Source organism: Amycolatopsis bullii, from assembly GCF_014654205.1.
GTDB classification, from domain to species: domain Bacteria; phylum Actinomycetota; class Actinomycetes; order Mycobacteriales; family Pseudonocardiaceae; genus Amycolatopsis; species Amycolatopsis plumensis.
On the sequence record NZ_BNAW01000026.1, the window covers coordinates 93,843 to 111,256 of the forward strand.

16 protein-coding genes are annotated in these 17,414 nt (G+C 70.7%); 9 read left to right on the forward strand and 7 right to left on the reverse strand.

What is annotated here, in order from left to right; all coding sequences use genetic code 11:
- Positions 1-85: 85 nt before the first annotated feature.
- Positions 86-1,063: an NAD(P)-dependent alcohol dehydrogenase gene (locus IE317_RS26375; RefSeq protein ID WP_191314028.1), complete on the forward strand. Its 978-nt coding sequence runs from the start codon at positions 86-88 to the stop codon at positions 1,061-1,063.
- On the opposite strand, the gene bdeA is transcribed toward IE317_RS26375, so the two are convergent.
- Both bdeA and IE317_RS26385 read right to left on the reverse strand, forming a co-directional pair.
- On the reverse strand, positions 1,060-1,989 hold the full coding sequence (bdeA, locus tag IE317_RS26380) for a bis(hydroxyethyl) terephthalate hydrolase (RefSeq protein ID WP_191314029.1): 930 nt from the start codon (positions 1,987-1,989) through the stop codon (positions 1,060-1,062). The genes IE317_RS26375 and bdeA overlap by 4 nt on opposite strands.
- Before the next feature lie 197 nt (positions 1,990-2,186).
- Complete coding sequence (locus IE317_RS26385) at positions 2,187-2,786, reverse strand: QsdR family transcriptional regulator (protein ID WP_191314030.1); 600 nt, start codon at positions 2,784-2,786, stop codon at positions 2,187-2,189.
- Between the two features lie 73 nt (positions 2,787-2,859).
- Here IE317_RS26385 and IE317_RS26390 point away from each other — a divergent pair, with 73 nt between their 5' ends.
- Positions 2,860-3,498, forward strand: a complete 639-nt coding sequence (locus IE317_RS26390) for a DsbA family oxidoreductase (protein ID WP_191314031.1) — start codon at positions 2,860-2,862, stop codon at positions 3,496-3,498.
- On the opposite strand, the gene IE317_RS26395 is transcribed toward IE317_RS26390, so the two are convergent.
- A complete protein-coding gene (locus tag IE317_RS26395; RefSeq protein ID WP_013229246.1) occupies positions 3,473-3,658 on the reverse strand; it encodes a hypothetical protein in 186 nt (61 codons plus the stop codon). The two genes, IE317_RS26390 and IE317_RS26395, sit on opposite strands and share 26 nt — an antisense overlap.
- Before the next feature lie 424 nt (positions 3,659-4,082).
- Positions 4,083-5,135 (reverse strand): LacI family DNA-binding transcriptional regulator, encoded by a 1,053-nt coding sequence (locus IE317_RS26400; RefSeq protein WP_191314032.1) that lies wholly within the window; start codon positions 5,133-5,135, stop codon positions 4,083-4,085.
- A 112-nt stretch (positions 5,136-5,247) separates the two neighbouring features.
- On the opposite strand from IE317_RS26400, the gene IE317_RS26405 reads away from it, so the two are divergent.
- The 6 genes from IE317_RS26405 to IE317_RS26430 all read left to right on the forward strand — a co-directional run bounded on the left by IE317_RS26405 (position 5,248) and on the right by IE317_RS26430 (position 13,723).
- Positions 5,248-6,177 (forward strand): carbohydrate ABC transporter permease, encoded by a 930-nt coding sequence (locus IE317_RS26405; protein WP_191314033.1) that lies wholly within the window; start codon positions 5,248-5,250, stop codon positions 6,175-6,177.
- Positions 6,177-7,040 (forward strand): carbohydrate ABC transporter permease, encoded by an 864-nt coding sequence (locus tag IE317_RS26410; RefSeq protein WP_191314034.1) that lies wholly within the window; start codon positions 6,177-6,179, stop codon positions 7,038-7,040. The genes IE317_RS26405 and IE317_RS26410 overlap by 1 nt, the downstream gene beginning before the upstream one ends.
- Before the next feature lie 32 nt (positions 7,041-7,072).
- Positions 7,073-8,416, forward strand: a complete 1,344-nt coding sequence (locus IE317_RS26415; RefSeq protein WP_191314035.1) for an ABC transporter substrate-binding protein — start codon at positions 7,073-7,075, stop codon at positions 8,414-8,416.
- The gene (arfA, locus tag IE317_RS26420) at positions 8,413-9,957 is read left to right on the forward strand and encodes an arabinosylfuranosidase ArfA (protein ID WP_191314036.1); all 1,545 of its coding nucleotides are present in this window, start codon (positions 8,413-8,415) and stop codon (positions 9,955-9,957) included. The genes IE317_RS26415 and arfA overlap by 4 nt, the downstream gene beginning before the upstream one ends.
- Positions 9,950-11,704, forward strand: a complete 1,755-nt coding sequence (locus IE317_RS26425) for a glycoside hydrolase family 35 protein (RefSeq protein ID WP_191314037.1) — start codon at positions 9,950-9,952, stop codon at positions 11,702-11,704. The genes arfA and IE317_RS26425 overlap by 8 nt, the downstream gene beginning before the upstream one ends.
- Before the next feature lie 126 nt (positions 11,705-11,830).
- Positions 11,831-13,723 (forward strand): glycoside hydrolase, encoded by a 1,893-nt coding sequence (locus tag IE317_RS26430; RefSeq protein WP_229902924.1) that lies wholly within the window; start codon positions 11,831-11,833, stop codon positions 13,721-13,723.
- A 66-nt stretch (positions 13,724-13,789) separates the two neighbouring features.
- Here IE317_RS26430 and IE317_RS26435 read toward each other — a convergent pair whose 3' ends face one another.
- Positions 13,790-14,125 (reverse strand): DUF3140 domain-containing protein, encoded by a 336-nt coding sequence (locus IE317_RS26435; protein WP_191314039.1) that lies wholly within the window; start codon positions 14,123-14,125, stop codon positions 13,790-13,792.
- Positions 14,126-14,300: 175 nt separating this feature from the next.
- Between IE317_RS26435 and IE317_RS26440 the strand changes: the two genes are divergently transcribed.
- On the forward strand, positions 14,301-15,026 hold the full coding sequence (locus IE317_RS26440; RefSeq protein ID WP_191314060.1) for an ANTAR domain-containing response regulator: 726 nt from the start codon (positions 14,301-14,303) through the stop codon (positions 15,024-15,026).
- On the opposite strand, the gene IE317_RS26445 is transcribed toward IE317_RS26440, so the two are convergent.
- Positions 14,980-15,723 (reverse strand): maleate cis-trans isomerase family protein, encoded by a 744-nt coding sequence (locus tag IE317_RS26445; RefSeq protein WP_191314040.1) that lies wholly within the window; start codon positions 15,721-15,723, stop codon positions 14,980-14,982. The genes IE317_RS26440 and IE317_RS26445 overlap by 47 nt on opposite strands.
- Before the next feature lie 105 nt (positions 15,724-15,828).
- Positions 15,829-17,331 (reverse strand): tannase/feruloyl esterase family alpha/beta hydrolase, encoded by a 1,503-nt coding sequence (locus tag IE317_RS26450; protein ID WP_191314041.1) that lies wholly within the window; start codon positions 17,329-17,331, stop codon positions 15,829-15,831.
- Positions 17,332-17,414: the final 83 nt, after the last annotated feature.

Genomic DNA, 17,414 nt, shown 5'->3' on the forward strand with positions numbered 1-17,414 from the left:
CAAGGTAAGGCGCCGTTGACGTTCTTACGGTGTACGGCGTACCTTACGTTGTACGACTTACGGCGTACGAATTCTGGGAGGCGACATGAAAGCCCTGGTCCAGCGCGGATACGGTCCTGCGTCGAGCTTGGTCCTCGAGGACGTGCCCGATCCGGTGCCCGGCGAAGGCGAGGTGCTGGTGCGGGTGCGGGCGAGCTCGGTCAACCCGTACGACTGGCACCACCTGAGAGGCGAGCCGTACGTGGCCCGGTTGATGCCGGGCGGCTTCGGCCTGCGTCCGCGAGCCGGCGTCCTCGGCTGCGACCTCGCGGGCCGGGTCGAGACGCCCGGCGCCCGGTTCGCCCCGGGTGACGATGTCTACGCCTTGCTGCCCCGGGGTGCGCACGCCGAGTACGTCTGCGTGCGCGAGGACCTGCTGGCGCCGATGCCGGTGAACCTCACCTACGAGCAAGCGGCGGCGATGCCGATGGCGGCCGTCACCGCGCTCCTGTCCCTGCGGGGTGTCGAAGCCGGGCAGCGGGTGCTGGTCAACGGCGCTTCCGGCGGCGTCGGCACGTTCGCCGTCCAGCTGGCCAAGGCGCTGGGGGCGAGGGTCGATGCGGTCTGCAGCGCGGCGAACGCTTCGGCCGCGCGCTCACTGGGCGCCGAACACGTCTTCGACTACCGGGCGGAGGACTTCACGCGCAGCGGCCGCCGCTACGACGTCGTGCTGGACGTCGCCGGCAGCCGGTCGGTGTTCGCCTGCCGGCGGGTGCTGGCGCGGGGCGGCACCTTCGTCGCCGTCGGCGGTCCGGCGGGGCGCTGGGTGCAGCCCGCCGGGCACGTCTTCGCGGCGCTGGCTTCCGGGCCGGTGGCGCGAAGGCGGGTCGTGCTCGCGGACGCCGTCGCCTGCCCGGACAAGGCGGCGGTGCTCCGGGAGCTGACCGGTTTCGTGGAGCGCGGCGCGGTCACGCCGGTCGTCGACCGGAGCTACCCGTTCGACGACCTGCGTGCCGCGTTCGCTTACTCCGAAGCCGGGCACGCCAAGGGCAAGGTCGTCGTCACCCTCGGCGTGGCAGGCTAACCGTTGTGCGGGCAGTTGCCGCGGTAGTCCGAAATGGACAGGCTGGTGCTGGGGATCGGGCAGAGGAACTGTTCGTAGCGGGTGTCGTTGTCGATGAACCGCTTGAGCCAGGAGAGCGTGTACTTCGCGATCGTCGTGTTCGCCGTGTTGGGCGCGAAGTGGCTGGCGCCGCGCAGTTCGAGGTACGCTCGGTCCAGGGAGGACGGCAGGCTGGTGTAGAACGGGATCGAGTGCGACGCCACCGGCGCGATGGTGTCCGACTGCGCCCCGACGACGAGCGTCGGCACCCGCAGCGTCGACCAGTTCTTCGTCAGGTTCCAGCCGGTCAGCGGCACCGCGGCCTGCAGCGACGGGCGGGAGCGCGCCGCTTCGAGCGTGCCGCCGCCACCCATGGAGTGCCCGACGACGCCGAGCCGGCTGCTGTCGATCCGTGACCGGACACTGCTTTGCTGCGTCAGGTAGTCCAGGGAAGCGAGGAGCTGCCTGCCGCGGCTGTCGGGCTGGTCGGAGGTGGTCAGGGTGTCGATGGTGAACACCACGAAGCCCTGCGAGGCCAGGCGCGGGCCCAGCCAGGCGATGCTCGACTGGGTGGCGGTGAAGCCGGGCGCGATCGAGATCGCGCCGAACGTGCCGGCGGTCGTGGTCGTCGGGTAGTAGATGGTGCCGCCGCCGAAGCCGGAGACGGCCAGCCGCGACACCGTGTCGGTGCTGGTCGCGAACGAGCCGCGGGTGGCCTCGATGCTGGCGTTGGTCGGGTCCGGGCCCCGCTCGTAGGGGTTCGCGGCGGCGGGCGCCGGCGCGGCGACCGCGGTGGTCACCGCCAGGGCGGCCAGCACGACGCCGGCGGCCTTGGCGCGCCAGCCGCGTCGGCGGGAAATTTTCTCACCCAAGCCGGACGTCGTCGGCGAGCTGGTGGGTGCGGACATGGATCGCTCTCTTTCCCCGGGCAGGCGAAAGCACGCCCGGACACAGACGGGCGGATCGGAGAACTGGTGCACGGCAACGGAAGGACGTGCCGCGGGCGGGGTGCGGGGTAACCGCTTTCCCTGCGCCTATGAAACACCTTGGCGAAATGTTCCACATCCTCCGAATGGGGGAGTGGTCTGACGAACTGTGCGGTCGCTCAGTGAACCTTGACCGGCTCCAGTGCGCCGCGCACGAGGGTGTCCACCAGCGTCGTGGCGACTGTGAGGTCCACCGAGCGGGCGGCGAGGACGTCGGAGTAGAGGAAGGACTCGCCGAGCCGGACGACCGCGAAGGCCAGGTCCGGCAGGCCGACCAGCGGGGCCAGCCCGGCGGCTTCGGCGTCGGCGTGGAAGAGCTCGACGTGCGCGTCGACCAGCCCGGGCTGGACCGCGCCGCGCGGGTCGGTGAGCACGCGGAGGGCGACGGTCGACTCCGCTTCGATCAGCTTGCGCATGCCCTCGCTGCCGGCGACCTCGCGGCGGTAGGCCTCCATGACCCACAGGCAGCGCAGCCGGCCGTCCGGGGTGCGGACCGCGTCGCCGTGCTCGGCGCGCCAGCCGTCGAGCGCCCGTTGCCAGGTCCGGTCGGACAGCAGCCGCAGCCCGGCGCCCATCAGGTCGTCGCGGTTGCCGACGCGCCGGAAGAACGTGGTGCGCGAAATCCCGAGCTCGGCGGCCATCCGCCCGAGATCGAGGCGCGTCCCGGCCATCAGCAGCCGGGCCGCGTGCCGGACGATGTCGTCGGTCGAGACGGTCACCTGCCCACCCTAGTGCGCAGGTGGGGCCCGGTTACCTTGAAGTGCGCGGCGTCCCTTCGGTTAGCGTGGTTTCGTGCGCGTAGACATCTGGTCCGATCTGGTCTGTCCCTGGTGCTATCTCGGCAAACGCCGCTTCGAGCAGGCGGTGGCCGAAGTGGGTGCCGACGTCGAAGTGGTGCACCACTCGTTCCAGCTCGACCCGACGTTCCCACGCGGGACATCGCGGCCGACGCGCGAGGTGCTGGCCGAGAAGTACGGCCGCACACTGGAAGAAGCGGACGCGATGGAAGCCCAGATGGAGCAGCGCGCGGCGGCCGACGGCCTCGAGTACCACCTCGACGGCGTCCACATGGGCAACACGGTCGACGGCCACCGCCTGGTCCACCTCGCGGCCGACCGAGGACTGGCCGACGCCGTCGTCGACCGGTTCTACGCGGCGCACTTCACCGAGCGTCGTTCGCTGTTCGACCACGACTCGCTGGTCTCGCTGGCCACGGAAGCGGGACTGAACGCGGACGAGGCGCGAGCCGTACTCGAGTCCGACGCGTACGAAAAAGAAGTGGCGGCGGACGGCGAGCAGGCCCGCGCTCTCGGCGCGTCCGGCGTTCCGTTCTTCGTGATCGACCAGCGCTACGGCGTGGCGGGAGCCCAGTCGCCGGAGGTGTTCGCGCAGGTGCTGAGGCGAGTCAGCGACGACGCCGCCGCCGGGTGAACCGCGACCGGTCGGTGGCGACCCCGGCCAGGTGCAGGGCCACGCACAGCAGCCCGGCGGTGGTGAGCGTCCCGGTGGTGATCACCGGCCCCAGCCCGAACCCGGCCAGCTCCATGAGCAGGGCGAGCCCGAAGAGAACGGCGGCGAGAATGGCGAGCATGGCGGCCTCGTTTCCGTGGAGTGGGGCCGAATGGTCCACGCCACTGGGACGTTGGGGGTACCGGAGTTTCCGGCTTGGTGGCCGGTAATTCCCCCGCCCCGCCCCCCTGAAACGACCCATTTCCCCCCGCTCACCCGCGCCCGCTCACCCAGGCCCGCTCGCGCGGCCGCGCCCGCCCGCCCGAGGCCGCCCGCGCGCGCGTGCCTGGCCGGTCGTCTTGCGTACCTGGAGGGTCGGTTCGTGTGATTGAGCGGGCATCACTCGTGTTTGGCGGGGCATCAAGCGTGATTGGAGGGGCATCACTCGTGATTGGAGGGGCATCGCGCTGTTGCCTGCTCAATCACACGTGATGCCCGCCGAATCACGCTTGATGCCCGCTCAAGCACGCGTGATGCCTTGGTGGGCACGGGTGATTGCTCGTTTGTCACGCTGGGGGTGGGGCGGTGCTGGAGCGGATGACCAGTTCCGTCGGGAGCAACACCGGTTCGCCGGCTTCCGTGCCGGTCTCGATTTCCGTCAGGAGGGCCTTCACCGCGTGGCGGCCCACCGCCTCGAACGACTGGCGGATCGTCGTCAACGGGGGCCAGAAGTGGGCGGACTCCTCCATGTCGTCGAACCCGACCACGCTCACCGACGCCGGCACCGCGCGACCCGACTCGTGCAGGGCGCGCAGCAGGCCCAGTGCCATCTGGTCGTTCGCCGCGAACACGGCCGTCACGGAAGGGTCCGCCGCCAGGCGCAGGCCCGCCTGGTAACCCGACTCCGGCGACCAGTCGCCCACCAGCACCGGCGGTACCGAAGCGCCGGCGCGCTCCAACGTGGCCTGCCACGACTTCCGGCGGCGCTCGGCCGAGTAGGACTGCGGGGGGCCCGCGATGTGCCAGACCGTCGAGTGACCCAAGGAAAGCAGGTGGCTGGTGGCCCGGGCCGCGCCGTCGGCCTGGTCGTTGTCCACCACCGGGTAGTCGTAGCGGGCGCTCGAGTCGATCACCACCACCGGCAGCCCGTGCGGCAGTTCGATTTCGCTTTGGTCAAGCTGGTGCTGCTCGATCAAGATGATCACGCCGTCGACGGCCTGCTCGTTCAGCGTGCTGAACGCGCCCGTCACCTCGCCCTGCGTCGGCCGCGTCACCGGCATCAGGATGATCGAGAACCCCTCGGGGACTACCGCCGCCGCGATGGCGTCGAGGGTGCGGCTGTTGCCGAACGTCGGGAGGGCCGAAATGATCACGCCGATGCTGCGGAACTGGCCGTTGCGCAGGGCGCGGGCCGCGCTGTTGGGCCGGTAGCCGACCCGGCGCATCGCGGCGAGGACCCGCTCCCGCGTCGCTTCGTCCACATTGGTCTTGCCGTTCGCGACGCGCGAGACCGTCTGGCCCGAGACACCCGCCTCGCGGGCGACGTCGGCCATCGACGGGCCCCGGCGCCGGGCGGGGCCGGGTGCGGATGACGTCGCTGTCTGGCGCGGCACGGTCACTCCTTGGTTCCCTGGACATGTTTACGTCAACACGTTACTCTGCGGCCGTCCATGTTGACGTAAACATCACGCCGGGTCCAGCGCCCGGCTCACCTGACCACTCGGAGAGACGATGACGTCCACAGCGGCTCCGCCCGCCCCGGTGCCTGCGCGCCGGGCGCCCGCGGCCCGCCGGCCGCGGCGGAAATGGCGGGGCTGGCTCTTCGTCGCCCCGTTCATGGTGGTTTTCGCGCTGACCTTCATCGCGCCCGTCGTGTACGCGTTCGTGCTGAGCCTCTTCCGCGACCAGGCCTTCTTCGGCGGCACGGTGTTCGTCGGCGCCGACAACTACGTGCAGGTCTTCGGCGACCCGAAGTTCTGGGAGGCCTTCCGGCGGGTGCTGGTCTTCCTCGCCGTGCAGGTGCCGATCATGCTGGTGCTCGCCCTGATCGCGGCGCTGGCCATCGACAGCGCCCGGCTGCACGCCGCCGGGTTCTTCCGGATCGTGATCTTCCTGCCGTACGCGGTGCCCGCCGTGGTCGCCTCGCTGATGTGGGGCTTCATCTACGGTGACCACTTCGGACTGGCCGCCGACCTGAACCACCTGCTCGGCACCGACGCGGTGAAGCCGTTGTCGGAGAACTGGCTGCTCACGTCGATCGGCAACATCGTCACGTGGGAGTTCGTGGGCTACAACATGCTCATCTTCTACTCCGCGCTGAAGGTGATCCCCAAGGAGCTGTTCGAGGCGGCCGCGATCGACGGCGCCGGCCCGTTCCGCACCATCCTGTCGGTCAAGCTCCCCGCGATCCGGGGCGCGATCGTGATCGCCACGATCTTCTCGATCATCGGCAGCTTCCAGCTCTTCAACGAGCCGAACATCATGCGCAACCTGGTGCCGAACACGATCGGCACCTTCTACACGCCGAACATGTACGCGTACACCCTCTCCTTCAACGGGCAGCAGTACAACTACTCCGCCACCGTCGCGATCGTGATGGGCGTGATCACCGGCGTCATCGCCTACGTCGTGCAGCTGCGCGGCTCCCGGAAGGAAATGTGATGGCCACGCTTTCGGTGACGCGGCCCCGCAAGTCACGCGTCCTCACGTCGGTCATGGTGCTGTACCTGATCTACAGCCTGGTCCCGCTCGTCTGGCTGGTCATCAACGCCAGCAAGACGCAGCCCGCCCTGTTCTCGACGTCCGGGCTTTCGTTCGGCGGCCCGTTCGCGCTGTTCGACAACATCGGCCAGACGTTCACCTACAACGACGGCATCTTCTTCCGCTGGCTCGGCAACACGCTGCTGTACGTCGTGGTCGGCGCCGGCGGCGCGACGGTCCTCGCCACGGCGGCGGGCTACGGGCTGGCCAAGTACCGCTTCCCCGGCCGCCGCGGGGTGTTCGCCGTCGTCCTCGGGGCGGTGGCCGTGCCGCCCACCGCGCTGGCCGTGCCGACGTTCCTGATGTTCAGCAAGCTCGGGCTGACCAACACGCCGCTGGCGGTGCTCATCCCGTCGCTGATCAGCCCGTTCGGCCTGTACCTGATCTGGGTCTACGCCGCCGACGCCATCCCGGACGAACTCCTGGAAGCGGCGCGGATCGACGGCGCGGGCGAGCTCCGGATCTTCCTCACCGTGACGCTGCGCCAACTGGTCCCCGGGATCATCACGGTCGCGCTGTTCACGATGGTGCAGACGTGGAACAACTACTTCCTGCCGCTGATCATGCTCAGCGAGCCGAAGTGGTACCCGCTGACCGTCGGGCTCAACCAGTGGAGCGCCCAGGCCAACGGCGCCGGCGCCCAGCCGATCTTCAACCTGGTCCTCACCGGGTCGTTGCTCACCGTCATTCCCCTCGTCGTCGCTTTCCTGCTCATGCAACGGTTCTGGCAGTCCGGGCTGAGCGCCGGAAGCGTTAAGCAATAACCCGCCGTCACACCGCCGTGAAGGGACACTCGATGTCAAGAATCCGCACCCGCGCCAAGGCGGCCGCCGCCCTCGCGCTGGCCGCCGCGCTCGCGGTCGGCTGCTCGTCCGGGGGCTCGCCGTCCGCGCCCGCCGCCGCCACCGGCACCCAGGACTCCGTCGACGCCGCGCTGAAGGCCGGCGGGGAGATCACCTACTGGAGCTGGACGCCCTCGGCCAAGGACCAGGTGGCCGCGTTCCAGAAGGAATACCCGAACGTCAAGGTCAACTACGTCAACGCGGGGACCAACAAGGAGGAGTACACCAAGCTCCAGAACGCGATCAAGGCCGGCTCGGGCGCCCCCGACGTCGCCCAGATCGAGTACTACGCCCTCCCGCAGTTCGCGCTGACCGATTCGCTGGCCGACCTCAACCAGTTCGGTTTCGGGTCGTTCGAAAAGGACTACAGCGCCTCGACGTGGGCGCAGGTGAAGAACGGCAACGGGATCTACGGCCTCCCGCAGGACTCGGGCCCGATGGCCCTGTTCTACAACAAGGAGGTCTTCGACAAGAACGGCATCGCGGTGCCGAAGACCTGGGCCGAGTACATCGACGCGGCGAAGAAGCTGCACACCGCCGACCCCACCAAGTACATCACCTCGGACACCGGTGACCCCGGGTTCGTGCTGAGCATGATCTGGCAGGCCGGCGGGCACCCGTTCACCGTCGACGGCCGGAACGTGAAGGTCAACCTGGCCGACGCGGGCGCCAAGAAGTGGACCGCGATGTGGGACCAGCTGGTGCAGGGCAAGCTGCTCGCCCCGGTCAAGGAGTGGTCCGACGACTGGTTCCGCGCCCTCGGTGACGGCACCATCTCCTCCCTGGTCACCGGCGCGTGGATGCCGGGCAACTTCATCTCCTCGGTGCCCGGCGGCAGCGGGAAGTGGGCCGTGGCGCCGATGCCGACCTACGACGGGCAGAAGGCGGTCACCGCGGAGAACGGCGGCAGCGCCCAGTCCGTGGTCAAGCAGAGCAAGAACCCGGCGCTCGCCGCGGCGTTCGTGCGCTGGCTCAACCACGGCGGCGGTGTCCAGCCGTTCATCAAGAGCGGCGGCTTCCCGTCCACCACGGCCGACCTGACCTCGCCCGCGTACGTCGACGAGGCCGTGCCGTACTTCGGCGGCCAGAAGATCAACCAGGTGCTGACGAGCGCGTCGAAGGACGTCGCGCCGGGCTGGACGTACCTGCCGTACCAGACCTACGCCAACAGCATCTTCAGCGACACCGCCGGCAAGGCCTACCTGAACGCCACCCCGCTCGACGCGGGCCTGGCGGCCTGGCAGCAGGCCATCGTCGACTACGGCAACCAGCAGGGCTTCACGGTCAGCGCCGGATGACCGTCCACATCGAAGGTGACGCGGGCCGGGTCGTCGGCCCGGTCCCGCGTCGCCTCTTCGGCTCGTTCGTCGAGCACATGGGCCGGTCGGTCTACACCGGGCTGTACGAGCCCGGGCACTCCACAGCCGACGATCGCGGGTTCCGCGGCGACGTCCTGGAGCTGGTCCGGGAACTGGGGCCGACCGTGCTGCGCTACCCCGGTGGCAACTTCGTCTCGAGCTACCGCTGGGAAGACGGCGTCGGACCGGCCGAAACCCGGCCGGTCCGGCTCGACCCGGCGTGGCACAGCGTCGAGTCCAACCGCTTCGGCCTGCACGAATTCGTCGCGTGGGCCGAAGCCGCGGGTGCCGAGGTGATGTACGCGGTCAACCTCGGCACCCGCGGCATCCAGGAGGCCGCCGACGTCCTGGAGTACTGCAACCACGCCGGCGGGACGGAACTGAGCGAGCGGCGGCGCGCCAACGGCGCCGACCGCCCGTTCGGCTTCAAGCTGTGGTGCCTCGGCAACGAGATGGACGGCCCGTGGCAGATCGGCCACAAGACGGCCGAAGAGTACGGCCGCCTGGCCGCGGAGACCGCCCGGCTGATGCGGATGATCGATCCGGACGTCGAGCTGGTCGTCGCGGGCAGCTCGCACGCCGACATGCCGACGTTCGGCTCGTGGGAGCGCACGGTGCTGCGCCACACGGCCGAGCTGGTCGACCACATCTCGCTGCACGCCTACTACCAGGAGCTGCACGGCGACACCGACAGCTACCTGGCCAGCGGGGCGGCGCTGGACCGCTACATCCGCACGACGGCGGGCGTCATCGACGCAACCCTCGCCGAGCTGGGCCTGGACAAGAAGATCGGGATCAGCGTCGACGAGTGGAACGTCTGGGACCTGCGCCGCTGGAACGAGGTCGACCAGGCCGAACTCGCCGCGGGCGGCTGGCGGCAGCACCCGCGGATCATCGAGGACACCTACACCGTCACCGACGCGGTCGTCGTCGGCTCGCTGCTGAGTTCCCTGCTGCGCAACGTCGACCGCGTCACCATGGCGAACCAGGCGCAACTGGTGAACGTCATCGCGCCGATCCGCTCCGAGCCCGGCGGCCCGGCGTGGCGGCAGACGACGTTCCACCCGTTCCGGCAGGTCGCCGCGCTGGCCGGCGGGGCGAGCCTGCGCCTGGCCGTCGAAGGCGACCGGCTCCGCACCGCGCAGCACGGCGAAGTCGACCTCGTCGACGCCGCCGCGACGGTCGAGGACTCCGGGCGCGGGGCGGTCTTCCTCACCAACCGCGCGACGGCGTCGCCGACCGAAGTCCGGATCCGCCTGCGCGGCGCCCGGTTCGGCGTGTACGCCGCCGAAACCCTGACCACACCGGACGGCGAGACCCGCCACACCGCGAACACCGCCGACGCACAACCGGTCCGGCCGGTGCCGCTACCCGGCGCCGTCGCGACGTCCGATCCCGGGGGGACCACCATCACCGTGACACTGCCACCGCTGTCTTGGACCGTGCTCCAGCTGACCCCCCAGGCGGGCCCGCATGCCTGAGTTCGCCATCGGGGAGCACGACTTCCTGCTCGACGGCCGTCCGTTCCGGATCCTTTCCGGTGCCCTGCACTACTTCCGGGTGCACCCGGACCTGTGGGCCGACCGGATCGACAAGGCCCGGCGGATGGGGCTCAACACCATCGAGACGTACGTGGCGTGGAACGCGCACGCCCCCGAGCCCGGCACGTTCGACCTGACCGGCGGGCTCGACCTCGACCGGTTCCTGCGCATGATCGCCGACGCCGGGATGTACGCGATCGTGCGGCCGGGCCCGTACATCTGCGCCGAGTGGGACAACGGCGGGCTGCCCGCGTGGCTGTTCCGCGACCCCACGGTCGGGGTCCGCCGGTACGAGCCGAAGTACCTCGACGCCGTCCGCGAGTACCTGACGAAGGTGTACGAGGTCGTCGTCCCGCACCAGATCGACCGCGGTGGGCCGGTGCTGCTGGTGCAGGTGGAGAACGAATACGGCGCGTTCGGCGACGACAAGCGCTACCTGAAAGCGCTCGCCGAGCACACGCGCGACTCCGGCGTCACCGTGCCACTGACCACAGTGGACCAGCCGACGCCGGAAATGCTGGAGGCGGGCAGTCTCGACGGGCTGCACCGCACCGCGTCCTTCGGGTCCGGCGCCGAGGCGCGGCTGGCCACCCTGCGCGCGCACCAGCCGACCGGACCGCTGATGTGCAGCGAGTTCTGGAACGGCTGGTTCGACCACTGGGGCGCGCACCACCACACGACCTCGGCCGCGGACTCGGCGGCGGAGCTCGACGCGCTGCTGGCCGCGGGCGCGTCGGTCAACCTCTACATGTTCCACGGCGGCACCAACTTCGGGCTCACCAACGGCGCCAACGACAAGGGCGTCTACCAGCCGCTGATCACCTCCTACGACTACGACGCGCCGCTGGACGAAGCCGGCGACCCGACGCCGAAGTACCACGCCTTCCGCGACGTGATCGCCCGCTACCACAAGGTGCCCGACACGGTCCCGCCGCCGGCGCGGCCCGCGCCGACGCCGTCCGGAGCGCTCGGCGACCCCGTCCGGCTGCTCGACGCCCCGGACCGCTGGGGGACCTGGGAATTCCACGAGGAACTGCCCGCGTTCGACGACCTCACGCCGATGCCGCAGCTCGCGCTGCTGCGCACGAGGGTCGAAGGCGACCGGCCCGGCGTGCTGACCTTCGGCGAGGTCCGCGACCGCGCCACGGTGTTCTTCGACGGCGACCTCGTGGGCACGCTCAGCCGGGACCACCACGAGCGCGCGATCCCGCTGCCGCGCGCGGCCGGTGAGCTGCTGGTGCTGGTCGAGGACCAGGGCCGCGTCGACTACGGCCCGCGCATCGGCGAGGCGAAGGGCATCATCGGCGGGGCGGCGCTGCACGGCGAGCCGCTGACCGGCTGGGACGTGCTGCCGTTCGACCTGGCCAGGCTGCCTTCGCTGCGGCCCGGCACGCCGGAGTCCGTGGCGGGCCCGGTGGCCGGGCCGGTGGTGCTGCGCGCCGGGATCGACGTCGACGAGCCCGCCGACCTCTTCCTCGACACGGGGGAGTGGGGCAAGGGCGTCGCGTGGTTCAACGGGTTCGCGCTCGGCCGGTACTGGCGGCGCGGCCCGCAACGGACGTTGTACGTGCCGCGCCCGGTGGTCCGGGCCGGCGCCAACGAACTGGTCGTGCTCGAACTGGGCACGATGCTCGACCCCGCGGCCCAGTTCCTGCCGCGGCCAATGCTCGGCCATACCGAGGCCTGAAAAGTCCCCACCGCACCGAAGGGCAGTTCGACGATGAACTTGCGGCGTTTGCTCACCGTCCTTTGTGTACCGATTGTCGCGACCGGCGTGGCGGCGGCCCCGGCGGAAGCCGCCACTGCCGTCACGGTGAAACCGGACCCGACCTACCGGCAGCAGCCCTTCGACGGCTGGGGTGCCAGCCTGGCCTGGATGGCCGAGGCGACCGGCGGCTACCCGGACGCCGTCCGGAACAAGCTGGCGGACCTGGTCTTCGGGCCCGACGGGCTGAACCTGAACATCGCCCGGTTCAACGTCGGCGGCGGCAACGCCCCCGACGTCCCGTCGTACCTGCGCGCGGGGGCCGCGGTCCCGGGCTGGTGGAAGGCGCCGGCCGGCACCACCCGCGCCGACAAGGACTGGTGGACGCCGGGCGACCCGGCCGAGTTCGACCCGAAGGCCGACCCGAACCAGCGCTGGTGGGTCGACAAGATCAAGAAGCAGGTCACGAAGTGGGAGGCGTTCAGCAACTCGCCGCCGTACTTCCAGACCGTGTCCGGGTACGTCTCGGGCGGCTTCAACGCCACCGACGAGCAGCTGCGCTCCGACAAGATCGGCGACTTCACCGCGTATATGACGCAGGTGGTGCGGACGCTCGAGAAGGCGCACGGCATCAAGTTCGCCTCGGTGAACCCGCTGAACGAGCCGAACACGAACTACTGGAAGACCACGCTCGGGGCCGACGGCAACCCGACCGGCGGGCGGCAGGAAGGCGCGCACATCGGCCCGTCGGTCCAGTCGCAGCTGATCCCGGCGATGGCCTCGGCCCTGAAGGCGGCCGGTTCGCGGGCGATCGTCTCCGCGCCCGACGAGACCAACCCGGACATCTTCGCCGCGGACTGGGCCGGCTGGTCGGCCGACGCCCGGGCGGCGGCGGGCCGGCTCAACGTGCACACCTACGGCACCGGCAACCGCCCGGTCCCGCGCGACCTGGCCAAGGGCGCGGGCAAGCCGCTGTGGATGAGCGAGGTCGGCGGCAGCTGGCTGGACCGCCAGGACTTCACCGACATGGACCCGGGCCTCGGCATGGCCAAGCAGATCACCGACGACCTGCGGCTCCTGGAACCGAGCGCGTGGGTCAGCTGGCAGCCGATCGAGGACTACAACAACATGAAGCCGGGCGGCGAGTCCGCGGCCGGGATGAACTGGGGCGAGATCCAGGTCCCGTTCGACTGCCCGAAGAACGCCACGCTGCAGACCTGCCAGATCAGGACGAACACGAAGTTCAACACGATGCGCAACTTCACCCACTACATCCGGCCGGGTGACCGGCTGATCGGGGTGAACGACACCGCGTCGACGGTCGCGATGCGCGGCGAGGACCTGGCGACGGTCGTGCACACCAACGCGGGCACCGACGACCAGGACGTCACGCTGGACCTGTCGGGCTTCCGGAACGTCCGGCCGGGCGCGTCGGTGACGCCGGTCGTCACCGACGTCACCGGGGCGCTGAAGCGGGGCAAGCCGGTGAAGGTGACGTCTTCGCACGCCACGCTCCGGGTGCCGGCGCGCTCGGTGACGAGCTTCCTGGTCAACGGCGTCTCCTCGACGGCGGCCGGCACGGGCATCGGCTCGGGCAAGCCGGTCACGTTCACCGGCGTCCAGAGCGGCAAGTCGCTGGCGGCGGAGAACGGCTCGCTGGTGCAGCGCACGACGGACGCGTCGGCGCCGTCGCAGCGCTGGACGCTCACCGACCGCACGGGCCGCTACGGCAACCGCGATCGGTTCACCATCACCAACGCGGGCACGGGTCAGGTGCTCAGCACGTCCGGCGGCGCGGTGACGCTGGCCGCGGCGGGCGCGTGCGACCCGGCGTCGGAGTGGACGCTGTCCACGACCGGGGACGGCACGTGGACGTTCGTCAACGCGGCGAGCGGGCAGCTGCTCGACGTCACGAGCGAGTCCCGTGAGGACGGCGCCCGGATCGGCCTGTACAAGCCGACCAACGGGCCCAACCAGCGCTGGCAGGCCATCCCCCGCTGACCCCGAGCGCCCCAAGGCGGCCTTGGTTGCGTCTGACGCACCGAAGGCCACATTGGGGCGCTTTGGTCAGGCCGGTTTGAGCGGGTCGTGGCCGAGCGACATCAGGCGGTGGCGCCAGTGGGCCTCGCCCGCCGTCGGCTCCAGGTCGTCGCGGCGCTCCGAGAGCACCCGGTCGACCACCTTCCGCATCACGTCGGCGTCGTGGTCGTCCACGTCGGACCGCCGTTTGCGCAGGACGGCCAGGACCTGGTGCCCGGTCAACGGGCCTGCTTCGTCGGGGAGCGGCTCGGTCTCCGGGCCCGCGTCGCGGGTGCGCAGCCAGTCCTCCAGCTCGCGCGAGGTCATGTTCACCACCCGGTGGAACTCCGCCCACAACTCGTCGTCAACAGCCGGATTGTCCATCTTCGGCGGCTACCCGGCGCGGCCTCCGCCAAACCGGGCTCCCCCGGCCGGTAGAATTCGTTCGGACCCGTTGAAACGCCAGCGGTGGTCTCTGTTGACGCTGCTGGCGAGCTCGATCCCGTGCTCGCCGCTTGACGCATGGGAGGGGTGGGCCTTGCCGACCACTGGCGACGGCATGGCGGAGCGGGTCGACGAGCTGAACGCCGTGCTGGCCGATCTTGTCGGGGTCCTCGAATCGATGTCCGACACGCCGGGCCTGCTCGACGCGGTCTGCGGCGAGGCGGTCCGGGTCGTGCCGGACGCGGACCTGGCCAGCATCATGGTCGTCCGCGACGGAGTGACGCAGACCGCGGCGTTCACCGACGTGCGAGCCCGGCGCATCGACGACGTCCAATACGCGGCAGGCGACGGTCCGGGCCTGCTCGCGGCGCTGACCGGTGAGGTCGTGCGGGTGGCGGTCGCCGAAACGGGTGACCAGTGGCCCGAATTCGTGGCCGCGGCCAAGGAACTCGGCGTGGGCAGCTACCTGGCGGTGCCGCTGCGGGTGGACGACACGCTGGTGGGCGCGATCACTCTGTTCGGCTTCGAGACCCACGGCTACCACGAGTTCGACACGAAGGTGTTGCGGCTGTTCACGTTGTGCGTGGAGACGGTGCTGCGGTTGACCCGCCGGTACCGCGAGGCGCGAAGACTCGCGGACGAGCTGCGCAACGCGATGGAGACGCGCGCGGTGATCGAGCAGGCCAAGGGCATGCTGATGCTGATCCACCGGGTCACCGAGGACGCGGCGATGCACCGGCTGATCGTGGAGTCCCAGCACACGAACATCAAGCTGCGGGACGTGGCGGCCCGGTTCACGAAGCGGATGAGCTCGGCGGACGGAGGCCCGGCCCGGCACTGAACAACGTCCCGAGACCGTCCTGCGCCGGCGCGCCGCCGAGGGCGTCCCACACGGTGACCGCGGTCGCCGTGAGCACGGGTTTCCCCATCCGTTCGTCCAGTTCGGCGAGCAGCGGCGTGGTGTGCAGGGCGGTCTCGGGGACGAGCACTGCCTCGGCGTCCGGGTGGTCGGCCGCCACGGCGAGCTCGGTGATCCGGCGTCCGTCCCAGCCGGCGAGCGCGCGATCGGAGCCCGCGTCGGCCGAGACGGCGTGCACCGTGGTCACGCCGGCCTCGGCGAGGAAGTCGGCGAAGGCGCCGGTCAGGTCCGGGCGGTAGACGGAAGCGAGCGTGACGCGGGCGATGCCCAGCCGGCCGAGGGCGGCGAGGTAGGCCAGCGACGTGCTGCTAGCGGGGACGCCGAGGTGGCCGGTGAGCGCCCGCGCCTGGTCGCGGGCGCCGTCGAGGCCGTGGGTGAAACTGCAGCTGGAACACGCCCAGCTCACGACGTCCGGAACGGCCGGGAAGGTGTCGGCGGCGGCGATGAGGCGTTCGGGTGTCCCGAGCACCCGCACCGCGGCGGCCGCGTCGAGCCCGGCGCCCGGATCCCCTTCGACATAGGCGAAATCGAGGCCGGGGGCGGGATCGAGCCGACGGCACAGGGCGGCGAAGTCGTCCTCGCCGCAGTCCCGGGTCGGGTACAGCAAGCCGATGTCCATGGTCTGCGGTTACCCGGATTTCGCCGCCACACCCCGTTCTGGTACAGCGCGTCCACGAAGGACTGCGGTCCGCGAGCGCCGGGGGAAGCGCTCGCGGACCGGAGATCAGCGGCAGCGGTAGCTCGACGCCGTGGCCGGGTCACCGCCGGTGTAGCGCGAAACCCGCGGGTACGGGCACAGGTTGCGCGTCTTGCCGTCCGCGGAGGCCGCCGCCAGTGTGGCCGGCGCCTTGCCGTGCTCGACCCAGTCGACCAGCGCACCCAGCGCGTTCGTCGGCTCCGGGCCGCCACCGCCGAAGCAGTGCTCGACACCCGGTGCGAGGAACAACCGGTAGAAGTCGTTCACCCGCTGCGGGCCGCCCATCGTCCGCTCGACCCGGGTGCGGTAGGACAGCGTGCCGCCCGGCGGGATCAGCTGGTCGTTCGCGCCGACGAAGGTGATCAGCTTGCCGCCGGCGCGGCGGAACGCCGACAGGTCGGGGTCGGACGTGCCGATGACGTCGTCGTACTCACGCACCGACTGGCGGAACAGGGCCGCGAACTGCGCGTACGTGAGCTTCGAAGTGTCGAAGCCGGCCTGCTTCTCCAGGAACGACTGCACCCACTTGACGGCCACCGGGAAGCCGGGCGCGGTCAGCGTGCCGTCGGGACCGGGCTGGGTGCCGGCCAGCCACGTGAAGTCCGCGCCCTTCGGCAGCCCCGCCCACAGCCGGCGGCCGCGCTCGTCGGTCGGGCCGGTCCAGATCTTGCGGACGACCTCGGCGTCCGCGGCCGTGACGGTGACCTCGCGGCCGTCGCAGACCAGCTTCGTCCCGACGAGGCTGCGCGGGTCGTAACTGCACTCGTCCGGCCGGTCGACGATGCCGTTCGTCACGCCGTCGCGCGCGTCGCACGCCTGGACCGCGGCCGTGCGGAACGCCGAAAGCACGCACGGGCTGGGAAAGTCGTGACTCTGGTTCAGGACGACCTGCGGCCAGAGGGTGGCGACCGCGAACTGCGTCCAGTCGACGGCGGGGGCGTTGGCCAGGATGCCGTCGAAGTCCCCGGGGTGGTTCTGGGCTTCGGAGTAGCCTTGGCGGCCGCCGGTCGAGCAGCCGGTCCAGTAGGAGTACGAGATCGGGCGCTGGTAGTACCGCTGCGTGACGGCCTTGCCGAGCACGGCTTCTTCGTGCACCGATCGGGTGGCGAAGTTGGTCAGGAGCGTCTGGTCGACGTGGCCGTCTTTCAGCGCCCAGGACGTGTCGAGGCCGTCGAGGGAGACGCCCGCGTCGGTGGTGACGGCGGCGTAGCCGTCCTTCACCGCCTGCGGGAGCCCGTCGAAGTTGCCGGCGGCGTACGCACTGCCGCCGAGGGCCTGGAGCCGGCCGTTCCAGCCGGTGTACGGCAGGGCCACGGCGACCTTGACGTGGTCCGCGCCGGTGTGGGTGAGCGTGACGGTGATCAGGCAGTACGACGCCTGGGGTGCGGCCTGCACGGATTCGATCGTGGTGCCCGGCGGCGTGGGCACCGCGACGGCGGCGCACGAAGTCGTGGTTGCTGCCGAAGCGGCCGGCTGCGTGACGGTGGTCAGCAGGAGCGGCACGGCGGCAGCGAAAAGGAGGCTTCTCATCGGGTGTCTCGGCATGGGTCTCTCCGGTCGCTGGTCATTGCGGGGGAACGGTAGGGGCGCGGCCGCGGGCCCGGCGCCCGTCG